The following is a 16,373-nucleotide window of genomic DNA, read 5'->3' on the forward strand; positions in this document are numbered from 1 at the left end:
TCATCACACATCACCTCTCGTGCCCGCGCGCGGTCGGGTGTCGCCGTCCGCTTCGGCTCGGCGCGCCCCTGCGGGTGCCGTGTCGTACACGTCGTCGAAGCCGGCGACGTGCACGGCATCCACGACCACCGCGGTGACGTTGTCGCGTCCGCCGTGCAGCAACGCCTCATGGATCAGTCGCGTCGCCGCGGCTTCGGGATCGCTCTCCTCGGCGAGGATGTCGCGCAGACGATCGGCCGGCACCTCGCCGGACAGGCCGTCGGAGCAGACCAGGATGCGATCGCCCGGCTCGGCCGGCACCATCCAGTAGTCAGCCTGCCCTTCGCTTCCGGCCCCGATCGCCCTCGTGATCTCATTGCGGCGGCTGTCGGTCGCGGCGTCGGCGCCGGACAGAACGCCGGCGTCGAGCAGTTCCTGCACGACCGAATGATCGACGCTGATCTGCTCGAGCACGCCCTGCGCGAAGCGGTACGTGCGGGAGTCGCCGACGTTCACGGTCAGCCAGTATCCGACCCCACCGACGTCGGCGACGACGACGCCCGACAACGTCGTGCCCGCCGCGCGTCCGTCGCTGGCGATCGCCTCCACACGCGACCGTGCACGCCGCAGCGCCGCGCGCACCTGGTCGATGGCGAGACTCGCACCGCCGACCAGGTGGGCGAACTCGGCCACGACCGCAGCACTGGCGCGGTCGCCTGCGTCGTGCCCGCCCATCCCGTCGGCGACGAGGAAGAGCGGCGCCTGCGCGAGGTAGGCGTCTTCGTTCACGCGGCGGCGAAGACCCGTGTGCGACGCCGCACCGACGCGGACGGCGATCGGGGGCTCCGCCGGCGTGGCGTCGATCACGAGGTCACCTCGACGGTCACCTGCCGGTCGCCGAAGACGAGCACGTCTCCGGCCCGGACCCGAGTGCGCTCGCCCGGCTCCAGCGGGAGGAGGTCGTCACCGCGGCGCACCGCGACCCCGTTGGTGGAGTGCCGATCGACCACCCACACCGCGCGATCGTCGTCGGGGATCATCTCGAAATGCGTCTTCGACAGCGACAGCGTCTCATCGCGCACGGGTGAGACCATCGCGCCCGTCTCGGGTGCGGGATTACGGCCGAAGAGCGTGCGACCGTAGAGCGCCTGCCGCGTTCCGTCGTCCCACACGAGGCGCGCGAAAGGACGCTCTCCGGTGGAGATCCGGGTCTCGTCGATGCTCTCGATGACCACGCCGGCACCGGATACGGGCCCGCGATCGGCGGCCGGTGCGCCGGAGACCGGCGGCGTCGCGTCGGACACCTCCACCGTCGGCAGGCCGGGTGCGGGCGCGGGCGCGGGCTGATCGAGTCGGTCGGCGTCGCTCACCCCGGGGACGAAGGAGATGACTCCGCTCGCGAGCGGAGTGCTCCGCACCGGCGCGGGAGGCTCGGCAGGCGACCAGCCGCCGAGTTCGGGCGCCGGCGCCTCCGGCAGAATCGGGGCAGCCGGCAGCACCGTCGGCGCCAGACTCGACGGGGGCGCCGGGGGCGCCGCCTCCGCGCGGGAGTCCGCTGCCGGCACCGGCGAGCGGCCGGCGACATCGGTCATGACGGCCCCCACGGCGCGGTCGTGCCATCCCCGGTGCCACGGCGACGAGTCGAAGAGCGGGGAGACGTACCCGACGACGATCGCGCCGCCCAACGCCCAGACGAGGTTGCGGCCGAGCGCGCGGCCGAAGCCGAGGCGCGATGCCGGGGCCGACGCATCGACCGCCCCACCCTCCCGCACGAGTCGCAGCCCGAGCGCGCGCATGCCGAGCGAGCCGGCGCCGGCCTGCATCAGGGTGTAGACGACGAACCAACCGAGACCGATCACGTACGCCAAGGCCACGGCCAGCGGCAGGGGCAGTGCCCCTCCGGTGCCGAAGGAGATACCGGCGAAGACGCCCACCGCGATCAGCAGGACGACCATTCCGATCGCCGCGTCGATCAGGTAGGCGCCCACCCGCCGGCCCACCTGTGCCGGGCGCCGCACGAGATCCAGATCAGTCATCGGAGGACTCCGTTCCACGAGGGCGGATGCCGCGGCGCACGCGCGCGACGACGGCGCCACCGGTGCCGGCGATCGCCTGGCCGAGGGCGTGCCACGACCAACCGCTGCGGCGCAGCGACCGCACGCTCAACCGTGCGCGAAGGCGCTGCCAGACGGTCGTCGATCCGCGCATCTGGCCGACGATGTCATCGACTTCGCGCCAGAAGGCGTCGACATCCTCGGGTGCGGGGTCGCCCGGACCGAAGACATCCACATCGGCGCGGGTGGCGAGCTGCGTGACGCGCGGGTCGTCGAAAGTCGAGCCGACGACGAGCGCGCTCTCGGCACGGGTCGCCCCGATCGCCACCGGAGCCCGCAGATCGACGGCCGAATCGACCAGTTCGTCCCAGCCTCCCGAGATGCGGTCCGCGGTGCGCTCGGCGTTGCGGCGGCGCGCGCGGCGCACGCCCTTGATCACGCCCATCACGATGAACGGCGCCGCCAGCAGCAGGAGGATGCCGAGGGTGAGGCCGCCGTACAGCAGCACGGGTCCGAGCCAGCTGAGGTCTGCGGCCTGCTCCTCGTCCTGGTCGCGGTTCTCCGCGATCGCCGGGGGCAGGTCGGCGGGCTGCTGGGCGGGCGGCGGCGGCTGGAGCACCTGCGGCTTCGGGTTGGCCTTCGGCTTGGTCGACTGGTCGTTGGGCTTGTTGTCCTCGTCGGGGGTGGGATCGAACGGAACCCAGCCGTAGCCCTGGAAGGCGATCTCCACCCACGCGTGCAGGTTGCCGCCGGTGGCCGTGAGCGTCGGACCGTCCTGCGGGTGCTTCTCGTCGGCGTGCCAGCCCATCACGACGCGTGCAGGCATGCCCAGCTGCGTCGCCATCAGAGCCATCGCGACGGCATACTGCTCGTCGTCGCCGACCATCTGGTCACCGCCGAAGAGCGACGTGATGCGGTTGGCCCCGTGTCCCGACAGCGAGACGACGTCGTCGCCCAGGCCGTGGCTGAAGAAGCCCTGCGTGTGCAGGTAGCTCTCCAGTGCCCGCGCGCGCTCGATCGGGGTGTCGGCGCTGGCGGTGGCCTTGGAGGCGATGTCGGCGATCTTCTCCGGAATGCCCGTCTGCTTCGGCATCTTGAGAGCCGCGAACGGCACGTCGGCCAGCGCCGTGTCGCTCGGGAGGTCGGGGATGACGGTGTCGATCGTGTACGCGTCGCCGGACGCAAGCCCCGCAGGGGCGACGGCGGTGCCGGTGGCGTCGTTGAAGTGCGTCGTGCGGGCAAGCTCCGATGCCCGCGGGCCGTCGAAGGTGAAGTCGCGGACGGCGCCCACATCGGGCACCCACACTCCGCTCAGGTCGCCGATCTCCACCCGCAGCGTGGCTGCGGTGCCGGTCGCCGCGGGAGACATGTTGGAGCGGATCGGGGTGAACGCGCTGGAGGAGCCGGCCCCGTCGTCGGACACGTTGTAGACGATGCCGTCGTACGCGTCCATCGTCGCCAGCCGCACGCGGCCGTCCTTGGGCAGTCCCGTCACGGTGAACAGGGTCTTGTCGGCGTCGTCGCGCACGTAGCCGCGGAAGGACTGCAGCGGACTCGGATAGTCGGTGATGTCGAACGGCGGCACGATGAAGTCGCGCAGGATGTACCGCGGCGGGGTGGCGACCGCGGCGGTGGCGATTCCCGCCGCCGAGGCGACGGCGAGCACGATCCCACCGGCGACGAGTCGGCGCGTGCGCGAGCTGCGCACCGCCCCGGCATCCGAGGTCCCCGCCGACTCGATCCGCACCGCGGCGCGGTCGTGGTCCCACGCGCGGCGCAGCGCGAGCCAGACCGTCGCGACGACGGCGAAGACGATGCCCTGGACGAGCGGGGCCGCGGGCTGCGCGACACCCAGCAGGATCGTCGCGACCAGCACCGCGAGCGCGGGCAGCAGAGCCCAGGCGCCGTGGCGGGCCCGGAGAGCCAGCGATCCGGTGAGGACGGCGCCGACGAGAGTGAGGATGAAGGGGACCACGAGATGGCCGTCGGATGCCGCGACCGGCGGCACCGTGGTCAGCAGCTGCTTCCACGACGTGATCGTCCCGAGGGCGAGCTGCTGCAGGGTCTCCAGCGTCGGGACGACGCCGAGCAGCGCCGTGTGCGGCAACGCGAGCGCACCGCCGAGGACGATGTAGGCGCCGATCGTCGCGCCGGCCAGGCTCAGCACCCCGAGGCGCCACCGGGCTCCCGCCCAGGCCAGCGCCAGCCCGAGAGCGAGCCCGCCGACGCCGGCGACGAGGTACTGCGGCGAATCGAAGGTGGGGGCGAACCCGACGATCGACACCGCGAGCAGCAGGGCGGCGGCGGTCAGGTCGAGAGCGAGAACGCGCGGCTCGATCGTCGCCGCCTGTGCAGCGGGGCGCGGGACGCGACGCGGCAGCCGCGGGCGCGCGCTCACGAGAGCACCTTCCGGACGGCCCGCGGCAGCTGGTCGAGCGCACCGACGGTGACGACGTCGGCCTCGCCGATGCGCTGCAGTGCCGGTGCGTCCACCCGGGTGTCGGCGACGACCGCGAGTGCGCGCACGCCGAGCGGCAGTCGTGAGCAGGCGAGGCGGAGCTCGGCCGCGTCCGTGCGCGAGCCCGTGACGAGCACGACGACCGCGGCATCCGGTGCATGGGCCGCGATGCCGCCGGCGAGCGCGACGATGCCGCCGAGCCGGGCGCGCGAGTGCCCGAGCATCGAGAGCTCGTCGAGGAAGCGACGGGAGCTGAGCGAGCGCAGCGGCCCCTGCTGAGTGCGCGCATCGAGGACGCGGGAATCCCGCAGGGCGCGCAGGCCGATCGACCCGGCGACCGAGATGGCGAGTTCGAACTCCGCCGCCTCGCGATACTCGTCGGGAAGCGTGGACAGGCCCACCACGAAGTGAGAGCGGCGCGTCTCTTCGTACTGGCGCACCATCACCTCGCCGACCCGCGCGGTCGACTTCCAGTGCACGTGGCGCAGGTCGTCGCCGGGCTGGTACTCCCGCAGCGCGTGGAAGGACACGTCGTCGCGCGCGAGGTGCTGCACCGGCAGACCCTCCAGATCGCGGAGGTGGCCGAGCGACAGGCCCTCCAGCGCCGTCGTCTGCGGGTGCACGTACAGATCGACGGCCTGGCGGCGGTCGTGCGCCCGTTCGAACAGCCCCAGCGGGTCGCCGCGGCGAACGCTCACCGGTCCGACCGAGAGCACACCGCGTGTCGTCGTCGGAATCGCGAAGACCTCTTCGTGCTCCTCGTCGGGCGCGAGGCGCGGCACCTGGAAGACGCCGCGACCGGCGCCGACGGGAAGGATGACCTCGGAGGGCAGCAGCGTTCGCGGCGTGCGGTTGGCGAGCATGAGCCCACCGACGGCGCGCTCGCCCACGACGACGCGAGTGCGCGTGAGGTCGAGCCCGATCTCGTACGTCGTGCGGCCGAAGAGGAAGCCGAGGCTGATGATCAGGGTCACCGTGATGACGGCGGCGATGACGAGGAACTCGCGCCAGCCGTAGGCGAAGGCCAGCCACCAGACGAGCACGGCGGTGGCGATCAGCACCCACCCCAGTGGCTGCACGACGTCGCCGATCGCCCGCAGCACGCGGACGACGCGGCGGCGCACCGCGTCGATGCGCTCCCGCCGGCGCTCGGCCGCGGTGGCCTCCCGGGGAGCGACCAGGGGCGCGTCGGCTTCGCCCTCGGCATCCGACGTCGGCGGCGTCGGGGCGACGGGCGCGGCGGCGTCCGCGGGCACGCCGGAATCATCACCCCGTCGCCGCGCGCGGCGCGACGGGGTGAGAGTTTCCGGTGCCGGCGACATCAGCTGGCGGCCCGCGCCAGGGGGGCCTCCACGGCGGAGACCGCCCGCTGGACGATGCTCTCGGCGGTCGTTCCGGAGAACTCCGCCTCGGGGTCGAGCACGAGGCGGTGCGCCCACACCGGCACGGCGAGGGTCTTCACGTCGTCGGGCACCACGAAGTGGCGACCCTGCGCGGCCGCGTAGACCTTGGCGACGCGCATCATCGAGATCGCTCCGCGCACCGAGACGCCGAGGCGGGTCGCGTCGGACGCGCGCGTGTGCTCGACGAGCTGCGCGGCATACCGCGCGACCACGGGGTCGACGTGCACGGTGGCGGCAAGGTCCGCCATGTCGGCGACCGCGCTCGTGGTGATGATGGCGCCGAGGGATGCCGACGGGTTGCGGTCGACCGCCCCGGCGAGGATCCGCTCGGTGACGGCGAGCGTCGGGTAGCCGATCGAGGTCTTCAGCATGAAGCGGTCGAGCTGCGCTTCGGGCAGCTTGTACGTCCCCGACTGCTCGATGGGGTTCTGCGTCGCGATCACGAGGAACGGACGACCCACCTCGTGGGGCACGCCGTCCACCGTGACGCGCGACTCCTCCATGACCTCCAGCAGCGCCGACTGCGTCTTCGGCGAGGCACGGTTGATCTCGTCGGCCAGCACGATCGAGGAGAAGACCGGTCCGCGGTGGAACTCGAACCGGTGGTTCTGCTGGTCGTAGATCGTGACGCCCGTGACGTCGGAGGGCAGCAGGTCGGGTGTGAACTGGATGCGGGTGCTCGTGCCCTGCACGGAGGCGGCGATGGCCTTCGCGAGGCTCGTCTTGCCGGTGCCCGGCGCGTCCTCCAGAAGCACGTGTCCCTCGGCGAGCATGGCAGAGAGCACCAGGCCCACCACCTCGCGCTTTCCCAGCAGCGCCTGATCGACGTTGTCGACGAGACGCGTGAAGGTGTCGCGGAACCACGCGGCCTGTTCGGGGGTCATGCTCATTCGTTCGTTCCTTGCTGTCGGATTGTCATCGAGACGGTCAATTTCGCGGCCACCAGGTCTTCTCCGTATCGACCGAGCCACCCCAGCCGAGGATGTCGACGAAGACGTTGTAGCCGTCCGCGCCGAGCCAGCAGCCCAACTGCTGCGACCCGCTGCCATTGAAGTTCACGGAGTTGTCGTACGATCCCACGCGCGCTCCATCGCGGTAGCACCAGACCGTCCGGGGACCGATGTTCAGGTTCTCCCAGTTGACGACGAACTTGTAACAGCCGTTGGTGCAGCCGTCAGCGACGTAGTCACCGCGCGTGACCCACACCCGTGGCTGCGGGGGCGGCGGGGCATCGACCGTGCGTGCCGAGTCGGACGCCGTGGTGGTCTGGCCGGCCGCGCTCGTGCGGACCTCGATGCTGTGCGTCTCGCTGTAGCCGTAGCCGCGCGTGATCGAGCCGCTCGCGTCACGGCTGACCAGGCCGCCGTCGATGTACACCTCGGTGGCGATGTCCCGACCGTTTCGGTTCGGCGACGACCAGGTGTACGTGATGTTCGTCCCGGATGCTGCGGCCCTCGCCGACGGGTTGCCGATCGGACCGTAGGGCGACACGGCGTTCGAGTCGTTGGAGGCCCCACTGGCGTAGGTGCTGCCGTCGACGGTCGAGACGGCGCGCACGCGGATCGTGTACGTGCCGTTGTTGTTGACCTGGCCGTTGCCGATCGTGCCGGCGCCGTTGGTGCCGCCACCGACCCAGTCGCCGCGCCAGCCACCGCCGTTCACGGAGTACTGATACTGGATCTCGTTCGCGTTCGCGCCGTTGCCGGCACCGGCCTGCCACGTCACGCCCACCGTGTTGTTGCCCTCGGTGGCGGCGACGCCCGTCGGTGCCGCCGGAGCGGTGACGCCGCGGCGCGGGGCGGACTGCGGGCTGCGGTCGCCCCAACCGGCCTTGTTCTGAGCGCGGACGTCGAACGTGTAGTCCGTCGTCGAGGTGTCGACCTTGACGGCCTGGCTCGTCTGGCTGCCCGAGACCGGGATGGTGTTCACCACGGAACCGCCGCGCAGGACGCGCAGCTCGTACCCGGAGATCGCGTCACCGTTGTTGGCGGGCGCCTTCCAGTCGACCTGGATCTGGGCTTGCGAGCCCACCGGCGACAGGAGCGTCGTCGTGGGCGCGGCGGGCGCGTCCGGCTTTCCGGCCGGCACCATCGACGCCGACCAGGGGCTGAACTCGCTCGGATCCGGCGCCTTGTTGTGGGCGCGCACGCGCACCTGGTACGACGCCCCGTTCTCGAGGCCGTCCCAGACGATCGAGGTTCCGGTGACGCCCGTCTTCTGCACGATGCCCGACGGCGGCGCCGGCGAGATCTCCAGCGTGTACGACGTGACCGGCGAGCCCTCCGAGCGCGGCGGAACCCACGACACGGTGAGGCTGCGGTCGCCGAACTGCAGCGTCGGCGGCGCGGGGGTATCGGGGCGCACGTCGGGGCGTGCGGTCTCCGACGGCAGCGACGGGTCGGACGTGCCGACCTTGTTGCTGGCGGTGACCACGAAGTTGTACTCGACGTTGTTGGTCAGCCCGTCCAGGGTGCACGTGGTCGACGCGCACTGCTTCATGTAGTTGTTCGCCGTCGAGGTCACGGTGTACCCGGTGATCGGCGACCCGTTGTCGGTCGGCGGGGTCCACGAGAGCACGACCGTGCGGCTCTGGATGCTGGAGACGACGGGGCGACCCGGGGCATCCGGCTTTCCCTGCACCGTGATGCGGATGCGTCCCTCGACCGCGCGGGCGGGGTCTCCGGTCGCGTCCATCACGCGGTAGCGCGCGATGACGGTGCCGACGAACGACGTGTCGCTGGTGACCTCCACCCGGTCGCCCTTGATGGCCACCTGGGCCTGCCCAGTCTCCAGCACCGCGCTCTCGATCTTGAGCGGGGTGTCGGGGAACGGGTTGACGTCGTTGGCGAGCACGGGCACCGATTCTGTCGAGCCCTGGGCCGACTCGGCGATGACGTCGTCGTTGGCGCTGGCCAGCGGCCGCGTCGACGCGGTGACGGTGATCGAGATCGTCGCTTCCGCCGGCGTCGTGGTGCCGTCGTCGGCGGTGACCGTCAGGTCGGCGCGCGTGCCCTTCTTCGTGGATGCCGCGGCCGACACCTTCAGCTGCGTGCCGTCGACCGAGGCGGTGAGTCCGTCGGGCGTGGAGCCCTTGATCGCGAATTTCAGCTTGCCCTGATCGCCGGGGTCGGGATCCGTCGCGAGCGCCGCGAGGTCGAGCACGGTGGCATCCTCGCCGGGCGCGACGTTCATGGAGGCGCCGAGCATCGTCGGCGACTGGTTGTCGGGCGGCAGAACCGTGATCGGAATCGTGAGCGTGGCCTTGCGCCCGGTCGGGTCGTCGGGACCGTCGCCGTCGGTGACCTCGAACGTCAGCGCGTCGGCACCGAAGTAGCGGTCGGCCGAGGTGTAGACGAGCGTCTGCTGGTCCTTGATGAGGTTCGCGCCGTTGGCGTGCACCGCCGACACCTTGGCGGCCTCGGTGATCACGACGCTCTTGCCACCGGCCGCGCGCACGTACTGCGACAGCGGAAGGTCGATGGTCTCGCCGCTCTTGACCTCGACCGGTTTGGTGGAGATGAGACTCGGCGGCAGCTCCGACAGCGCCGGCACCCGGATGAACGCAGAGTCGGTGAGACCGTCGGGGTCGGTGACCGTGTACGTGATGAGCTGGCGCTGGTCGGTGACCTGCACCCGCACGGTGCCGTCCGCGCCGACGCGGGCGTTGTCCCCGCCCGCACCGAGGGTCACCGTGAGATCGCTCTTCGTGCCGTCGGGATCGTCGTCGTTCTCGAGCACCGCCACATCGGCCGTAGTGCCGTCCTTGACGTCTTCGGCGCGCACGCGGTCGTCGCGGGCGATGGGACGCTCGAGCGGAACGTTCGGGTCGACGGTGATCTGCACGCTGGTCGAGGCCCGCGCGCCGCGCGAGTCGGTGATCGCGTACTGCAGCGACGTGTTCATCTGCTCGTTCGGAGCCGTGATGAGCAGATACTTCCCGCTGACGCGCGCCTTCAGGCCGGGGACGTTCGGCGGCAGCGTGACCGGGTCGTCCTGGGCGAAGCCGAACTCGTCGCCGTCGGGGTCGGAGTCGTTGGCGAGGACCGGCACCGCGACCTCGCGTCCCGGGCGGATCGTCACCGTGTCTCGCACCGCGTAAGGCGCCTGGTTCACGGATGCCGCGGGTGCGATTCCGACCTGCACGGTGGCCGTGGCGTCCTTGCCGAGGCTGTCGCGCACCCGGTAGGAGAACCGGTCGACGCCCGCGGAGTCGCCGAACGCCTCGTAGGTGAACGAGTTCGCCCCGGTCTCGACGATGCGCCCCTTCTTCGGCGCGTCGGCGATGCCGACCAGCTCGACCGAGTCACCGTCCTGGTCGATGCCGTCCAGCGGCACGGGGATCGTGACGGTCGAACCGCTCAGCGTGCGCGCGGTGAGATCGCGCGGCTTCGGCGCGGAGTTGGCCTCGTCGTTGCGCGGCAGGATCTGGATCGTGACGTACCCCGCGTCGCGCTGACCGGTCGAGTCGACGGCTTCATACGTGACGTAGACGGTCTTCGGGGTGTTGCCGGCACGGAAGCGGACCTTGTCCTCGGAGACGAAGGCCTCGCCGTCGGCGGGGTCGACCAGCGGTGGCACGAGATCGGGGGCGACGTGCATGGTGTCGCCGTTGGGGTGGTAGTCGTTCGCCAGCACGGGGATGGTGACGGTGTCCCCGACGCGCACGACGGCCTGGTCATCGTTGGCGACCGGCGGGCGCAGCTTCGCGGGCGGCGGCACCGGGATCACGACGATCTCGCCCTCGGCCGTGCGCGAGCCGTTGGAGATCGTATACCCGACGCGCACCTGCTTGCTGAGTGAGCCGATGTCGCTGATGCGCACGGTCTCGTGGCCCAGCACCGCAGCGGCGACGCCGGAGCCGGGGACGGAGCTGACCGACTGCACCACGAGGATGCCCCCGGCGGGATCGGTGTCGTTGGACAGCACGTTGACGAGCACGTCGCCGCCGACGGGCAGCAGAGCCACATCGCGCACCGCGACGGGCGGCAGGTCCTCGTTGGATGCCGGGAGCACATCGATCCGGACGAGACCCGGAACGGAGTTGGGGCCGGCCGATACGAGGTACTGCGGATAGTACGTGCCGGGGCTGGAGGCCGTGAACGTGAAGGTCTTGTTCGCGAAGTCGGGGACGATCGTCGCGCCGGGCACCTCGTCGACGCGGGTGAGGCGCAAGGGCTCACTGCCGGAGCTCGTGTCGTTCGTGAGCGGAGAGACCGTCACCGTGCGTCCGACCTGTGTGACGACGTGGTCGGAGTTGGTCACCGGCACGGTCGTACCGAGCGGGCGGATATCGTAGCGCGCGATGCCGGCGCCGTCCGCCGTGCCGTCCGACACGACGATCGGCACGTCCTTGCGCCCCTGGACGCCGCCGATCGCACGGTACGTGATCTGCCCATCCGGCGTGAAGTCCGCCTCGTCGCCGCCGTCGGCGGCGACGTCCTTGAGGAAGATGTCATCGCCGTCGGGATCGATCCAGTCCGACAGCACGTTGTACGAGGCCGTGCCACCCGACTCGACGGTGATCGGCGTGGTGCGTTTCTGCACCGGCGCCGCGTTCACATCGAACGGGTGCACCGTCACCGTGACCGTCGCGGTGGCTTCGCCGCCACGACCGTCTTCCACGGAGTAGCGGAAACTCGTCGAGCCGGTCGCCCCCTCGGGAGCGGTGAACTGCAGAGCCGCCCCGTTGTTGATCGGCTCGACGCTGCCGAACGCGGGGGTGGATGAGGGGGCGGCGACGAGGACGTCGCCGTCGGCATCGGTGTCGTTGTCGAGGACGGGCAGCACCGTCGTGCGGCCGGGGCGCACCCCGTACTGATCGTCCTGTGCGATCGGCGGGGTGTTCTGGTCGGTGCGCTCGGGGAGCGTGGTCTGCACGGTCTCCTCGGTCGTCTTCTCCTCATCGTCGCCGTCGCCCTCGGGCGGCGTGATGTCCTGCCAGTTGTCGACGCGCTGCATCGAGTCCGAGGCCATCCACGCGGCGCCGCCGAAGACGTCGTTGAGCACGACGACGTCGCGGTTGACCCGGAAGCGCAGCACGCTCGTCGCCTCGACGCCGGGAACGTCCCGCGCGGCGTCGTCGGCGTCGCCGGGACAGTCGCGGACGAACCGTCCGCTGCCCGACCAGGCGCCGTACGCGCAACCTGCCACATAGACCGGCTCGGCGGGCGTGCCCTTCCAGCCGCCGGCCTCGATCGTCTGGGGATCGCCGCCCCCCGTGGGGATGCGCACCAGCGATGTCGGCGTTGCGAGGGTCACGGCGTCGGCCGTGCCCGACGGTTGCTGGAGCACGGCGTCGCCCGGCACCTGCACGCGCAGCCCGTCGCCGCCGTAGAGCGTGTTGGTGTCGTGGTCGAGCACATACGGCGTGGTGCCGACGACGGTCAAGGAGAGCTTGTGGTCGGCCGTCACACCGGGAAGATCGCGCGACGACTTCTGCACCGTCGTGCCGTCGTCTCCCTGTCCGTACGATCGGACGGCGGCCTCTGACGCTGAGGCCGCGTACACCGTGCCGTCGACGCCGACGGCGACCTTCGCGTTCTTGCCCTCGTCGGCGACGGGTTCGGTGCCCTGGGCGCCGATACCGCTGATGGCCGTGAACGGGCTGGTCCAGAGTGCTCCCGTGGGCTCGATGACCGCGACGGTGTCCGCGCCCATCGCGACGGCGGCCCCGGGCTTGAGCTCGGCGGAGTCCGACATGATGACGCGGGCGGGATCGACGGCAGCGATCGACGACGCCGTCGAGTCGACGACGAGCACACGGGTGCCGCTCTGCAGGATGTCGTAGTCGGACGTACCGGTACGCAGGCCCCCGTCGAGCACGCGCGAGGAGTGGTTGAAGTGGCCGATCAGCAGGCTGGACTGCTTCGTGACCCACACACCGCCGTCATTGAGGTCGACCTCGGTGGTCGGCTTGCCCTCGTACGACACCGCGAAAAAGCCGACCACGAGAGCGGCCGCGGTGACCGCGGCGGTCGAAATCAGCGTACGCGGACGCGCGCGAAGCCACGCAAAGGACTTCATTGTGGGCTCGGCTCCCCTCCGGGCTCGTATTCATTTGCGTGGCGTCGGGACCTGTTGCTGAAGCAGGCGCACACGTCGTGCAGACCCGGATAGCCTACGTCACGAAATCAACGGCTGCGTGCCCTTGCACATGGGGAGAACTACCCACTATTGGATCGTCATGCTCCGACGTAGGTAGCCAGATGACGAGCCGTGAGCGTCTCACCCGTGGCGACCAGGTCCTCAGGTGTTCCCGCGAACACGACTCGACCACCCTCGCGACCGGCGCCCGGACCGACGTCGATGATCCAATCGGCGTGCGCCATGACCGCCTGGTGGTGCTCGATCGCGATCACCGAGTTGCCGGCATCCACGAGACGATCCAGCAACGCGAGCAGGTTGTCGACGTCGGCGAGGTGCAGGCCGGTCGTCGGCTCGTCGAGAACGTACACGGCGCCGGGCTTGGCCATCGCGATCGCGAGCTTCAGACGCTGCCGCTCGCCGCCTGACAGCGAGGAGAGCGACTGGCCCAGCGTCGTGTAGCCCAGCCCGACGTCGATCATCCGTCGCAGGACCGCGTGGGCCGGCCCCGTGCCGACGAACGGGGCAGCCTCGTCGGCCGACATCGCCAGCACCTCCGCGATCGTCTTGCCCTGCCACCGGTACTCGAGCACGGTGTCGCTGAACCCGCTGCCGCCGCACAGCTCGCAGCGGGTCTCGACGCTCTGTGTGAACCCGAGATTGGTGATGATGACACCGAGGCCTCGACACGCGGGGCAGGCGCCTTCGGAGTTGGCGCTGAACAATCCGGGCTTGACGCCGTTCGCCTTCGCGAACGCGGTGCGGATCGCATCCAGCACACCGGTGTAGGTCGCCGGACTCGAACGGCGCGAGCCTTTGATGGCCGTCTGGTCGACGACGACGACGACGTCGTCGAACGCCGGCAGGCTGCCGTGGATGAGCGACGACTTGCCCGATCCCGCGACTCCCGTGACGACGGTGAGGATGCCGAGGGGCACGTCGACGTCCACGGAACGCAGGTTGTGCAGACTGGCGCCGCGGATCTGCAGTGCGCCGCGCGCCGCGCGCGTCGCGGGCTTGAGTCGCGCACGGTGATCGAGGTGGGTGCCGGTGAGCGTTCCCGAGGCACGAAGCCCCGCGACGTCACCCTCGTACACGATGCGTCCACCGGCGCGGCCCGCACCGGGTCCGAGGTCGACGACGTGGTCGGCGATGGCGACGACCTCGGGCTTGTGCTCGACGACGAGAACCGTGTTGCCCTTGTCACGCAGGAGCAGGAGCAGGTCGTTCATCCGCTGGATGTCGTGCGGGTGCAGGCCCGTGGTGGGTTCGTCGAAGACGTACGTGACATCGGTGAGACTCGAGCCGAGGTGGCGGATCATCTTGGTCCGCTGGGCCTCGCCTCCCGACAGTGTGCCGCTGGCGCGATCGAGCGACAGGTAGCCGAGGCCGATCGCGACGAAGGAGTCGAGCGTCTGACGCAGGCCCGCGACGAGCGGGGCCACCGAGGCATCGGTGATGGAGGCGACCCACTCCGCGAGCTCGGTGATCTGCATGGCCGCCGCGTCCGCGATGCTGACCCCGGCGATGGTCGACGACCGGGCTCCGTCATTGAGGCGCGTTCCGCCGCAGGCGGTGCACGGCATGAACTTCACCGCACGATCGACGAAACTGCGCACGTGCGGCTGGAGACTGTCGCGATCCTTCTGCAGGATCGACTTCGTGATCTTGAGGATGAGTCCTTCGTAGGTCATGTTGATGCCGGCGACCTTGACCTTCGTCTGCTCCTTGTAGAGCAGATCGTTCAGCTGCGTCGCGGTGAACTGCGCGATGGGCTCGTCGGGCGGGAAGAAACCGGACTCGCTGTACCCCTTCACCATCCAACCGTCGGGCGTGTAGCCGGGCACGCGAATGGCTCCGTCGCGCAGAGACAGCGAGCGATCGAGCACCTCGTCGATGTCGATCTCGCTCGCCTGCCCCAGTCCCTCGCACGCCGGGCACATCCCGCCCGTGATCTCGAATCGGCGGTGCTGCGTCGTGGACGCGCCCGCCGCGACCGTGAGGGATCCCGATCCGGATGCGGACGGCACGTTGAAGGAGAACGCCTGCGGCGAACCGATGTGCGGATGGCCGATGCGGCTGTACAGCACCCGCAGCATCGCGTGGACATCGGTCGCCGTCCCGACGGTCGAGCGTGCGTTCGCGCCCATGCGCTCCTGGTCGACGACGATCGCCGGACTGATGTTCTCGAGCGCGTCGACCTCGGGACGGTTGACCTGGCCCATGAACTGCTGCACGAACGTCGGATAGGTCTCGTTGATCAGCCGCTGCGACTCGGCCGCGATGGTCCCGAAGACGAGACTCGACTTGCCGGAGCCGCTGACGCCGGTGAAGACCGTGAGCCGACGCTTCGGGATCTCCACGTCGACGCCCTGCAGGTTGTTCTCGCGTGCGCCCACGACGCGAATGAGGCCGTGGGAGTCGGCGACGTGTTCGGAAGCCGGTGTCATGGCGACAGTCTGCCGCGAGGGTGCGACGTCGCACAGTCCCGCGTCGACCCGCTCGCGCGTTCACACCGCGCGATGACACCCCGCGAGGTGATCGTCGACCATCCCGGCCGACTGCATGAGTGCGTACATCGTCGTCGATCCCACGAAGCGGAAGCCGGCGGCACGCAGCGCCTTCGAGAGCGCATCGGATGCCGCCGTCACGGCCGGCACGTCGGCGAACGCGACCGGACGCTCGCCCTCGGCCCGCACCGGCGGCGCGAACGACCACATGAGATCGTCGAGCGCACCCGGCTCCATCTCCCGCACCAGGCGGGCGTTGCCGATGGTCGCGAGGATCTTCGCGCGGTTGCGGATGATCCCGGCATCCGCCATCAGCCGCTCGACATCGTCCTCGTCGAACTCTGCGACGACGGCGGGCTGGAAGTTTGCGAACACCTCGCGGAAGCGAAGGCGCTTCCGCAGGATCGTGATCCACGACAGCCCCGCCTGGAAGCCCTCGAGGCTCATCTTCTCGAAGAGGGCGCGGTCGCCGTGCAGGGGACGACCCCACTCCTCGTCGTGATAGCGCCGGTACTCCGGGTCGTCGCCCACCCATCCACACCGGAGCAGGCCGTCCGGGCCTTCGCGCAGATCATCCACCCGGTCAGGCTAAGCGCGGGCGCCGACATCGCCAGCGACGCCGGCGCGGGCGCCGCGCGGGCGGCTGATGCGAGACTCGCTCGCAGCGCCTCCTCCAGGTCACGGTGCGCGAAGACGAACCCGGCCGCGGTCAGCCGCTCGGGCACGACCCAGCGGCTCTTCAGCACGAGCTCCGGCTCGGTGCGCAGCAGCCACATCGCCGGCTCCAGCATCCAGCGGAAGGCGGGCACCCCGAAGGGAGCGCCGACGATGCGCCGCAGTGTGCGCATGAGCGTGCGGTTGTCGGAGGCCTGCGGCGCGACGACGT

General features: G+C 70.5%; 9 protein-coding genes. All 9 read right to left on the minus strand.

Annotated elements, in window-relative coordinates:
• Positions 1–3 precede the first annotated feature (3 nt).
• Positions 4–846, minus strand: coding sequence for a PP2C family protein-serine/threonine phosphatase (locus I5I_RS10260; protein WP_036319086.1), 843 nt, complete (start codon positions 844–846; stop codon positions 4–6).
• Complete coding sequence (locus I5I_RS10265) at positions 843–2,015, minus strand: RDD family protein (protein WP_036319110.1); 1,173 nt, start codon at positions 2,013–2,015, stop codon at positions 843–845. The genes I5I_RS10260 and I5I_RS10265 overlap by 4 nt, the downstream gene beginning before the upstream one ends.
• A complete protein-coding gene (locus I5I_RS10270; protein ID WP_036319088.1) occupies positions 2,008–4,431 on the minus strand; it encodes a transglutaminase family protein in 2,424 nt (807 codons plus the stop codon). Before I5I_RS10270 ends, I5I_RS10265 begins: the two co-directional genes overlap by 8 nt.
• On the minus strand, positions 4,428–5,747 hold the full coding sequence (locus tag I5I_RS10275) for a DUF58 domain-containing protein (protein WP_239498513.1): 1,320 nt from the start codon (positions 5,745–5,747) through the stop codon (positions 4,428–4,430). Before I5I_RS10275 ends, I5I_RS10270 begins: the two co-directional genes overlap by 4 nt.
• Positions 5,748–5,812: 65 nt before the next feature.
• Positions 5,813–6,784, minus strand: coding sequence for an AAA family ATPase (locus I5I_RS10280; RefSeq protein ID WP_036319094.1), 972 nt, complete (start codon positions 6,782–6,784; stop codon positions 5,813–5,815).
• A gap of 37 nt (positions 6,785–6,821) precedes the next feature.
• Complete coding sequence (locus tag I5I_RS10285; protein ID WP_036319096.1) at positions 6,822–12,917, minus strand: Ig-like domain-containing protein; 6,096 nt, start codon at positions 12,915–12,917, stop codon at positions 6,822–6,824.
• A 158-nt stretch (positions 12,918–13,075) separates the two neighbouring features.
• A complete protein-coding gene (locus tag I5I_RS10290; protein WP_036319099.1) occupies positions 13,076–15,427 on the minus strand; it encodes an ATP-binding cassette domain-containing protein in 2,352 nt (783 codons plus the stop codon).
• A gap of 60 nt (positions 15,428–15,487) precedes the next feature.
• The gene (locus I5I_RS10295; protein ID WP_239640087.1) at positions 15,488–16,036 is read right to left on the minus strand and encodes a DNA-3-methyladenine glycosylase I; all 549 of its coding nucleotides are present in this window, start codon (positions 16,034–16,036) and stop codon (positions 15,488–15,490) included.
• On the minus strand, positions 15,931–16,335 hold the full coding sequence (locus tag I5I_RS17970; protein WP_374699914.1) for a DUF1731 domain-containing protein: 405 nt from the start codon (positions 16,333–16,335) through the stop codon (positions 15,931–15,933). Before I5I_RS17970 ends, I5I_RS10295 begins: the two co-directional genes overlap by 106 nt.
• Between the last annotated feature and the right edge of the window lie 38 nt (positions 16,336–16,373).

The sequence above is a fragment of the Microbacterium sp. B24 genome (genome assembly GCF_000333415.1).
Taxonomy (GTDB): domain Bacteria; phylum Actinomycetota; class Actinomycetes; order Actinomycetales; family Microbacteriaceae; genus Microbacterium.

Excerpts from the sequence above, each read along its gene's own strand:
- I5I_RS10265 (WP_036319110.1), bottom strand. The coding sequence starts at position 2,015 with ATGACTGATCTGGATCTCGTGCGGCGCCCGGCACAGGTGGGCCGGCGG.
- I5I_RS10280 (WP_036319094.1), bottom strand. The coding sequence starts at position 6,784 with ATGAGCATGACCCCCGAACAGGCCGCGTGGTTCCGCGACACCTTCACG.
- I5I_RS10285 (WP_036319096.1), bottom strand. The coding sequence starts at position 12,917 with ATGAAGTCCTTTGCGTGGCTTCGCGCGCGTCCGCGTACGCTGATTTCG.
- I5I_RS10290 (WP_036319099.1), bottom strand. The coding sequence starts at position 15,427 with ATGACACCGGCTTCCGAACACGTCGCCGACTCCCACGGCCTCATTCGC.
- I5I_RS17970 (WP_374699914.1), bottom strand. The coding sequence starts at position 16,335 with ATGCGCACACTGCGGCGCATCGTCGGCGCTCCCTTCGGGGTGCCCGCC.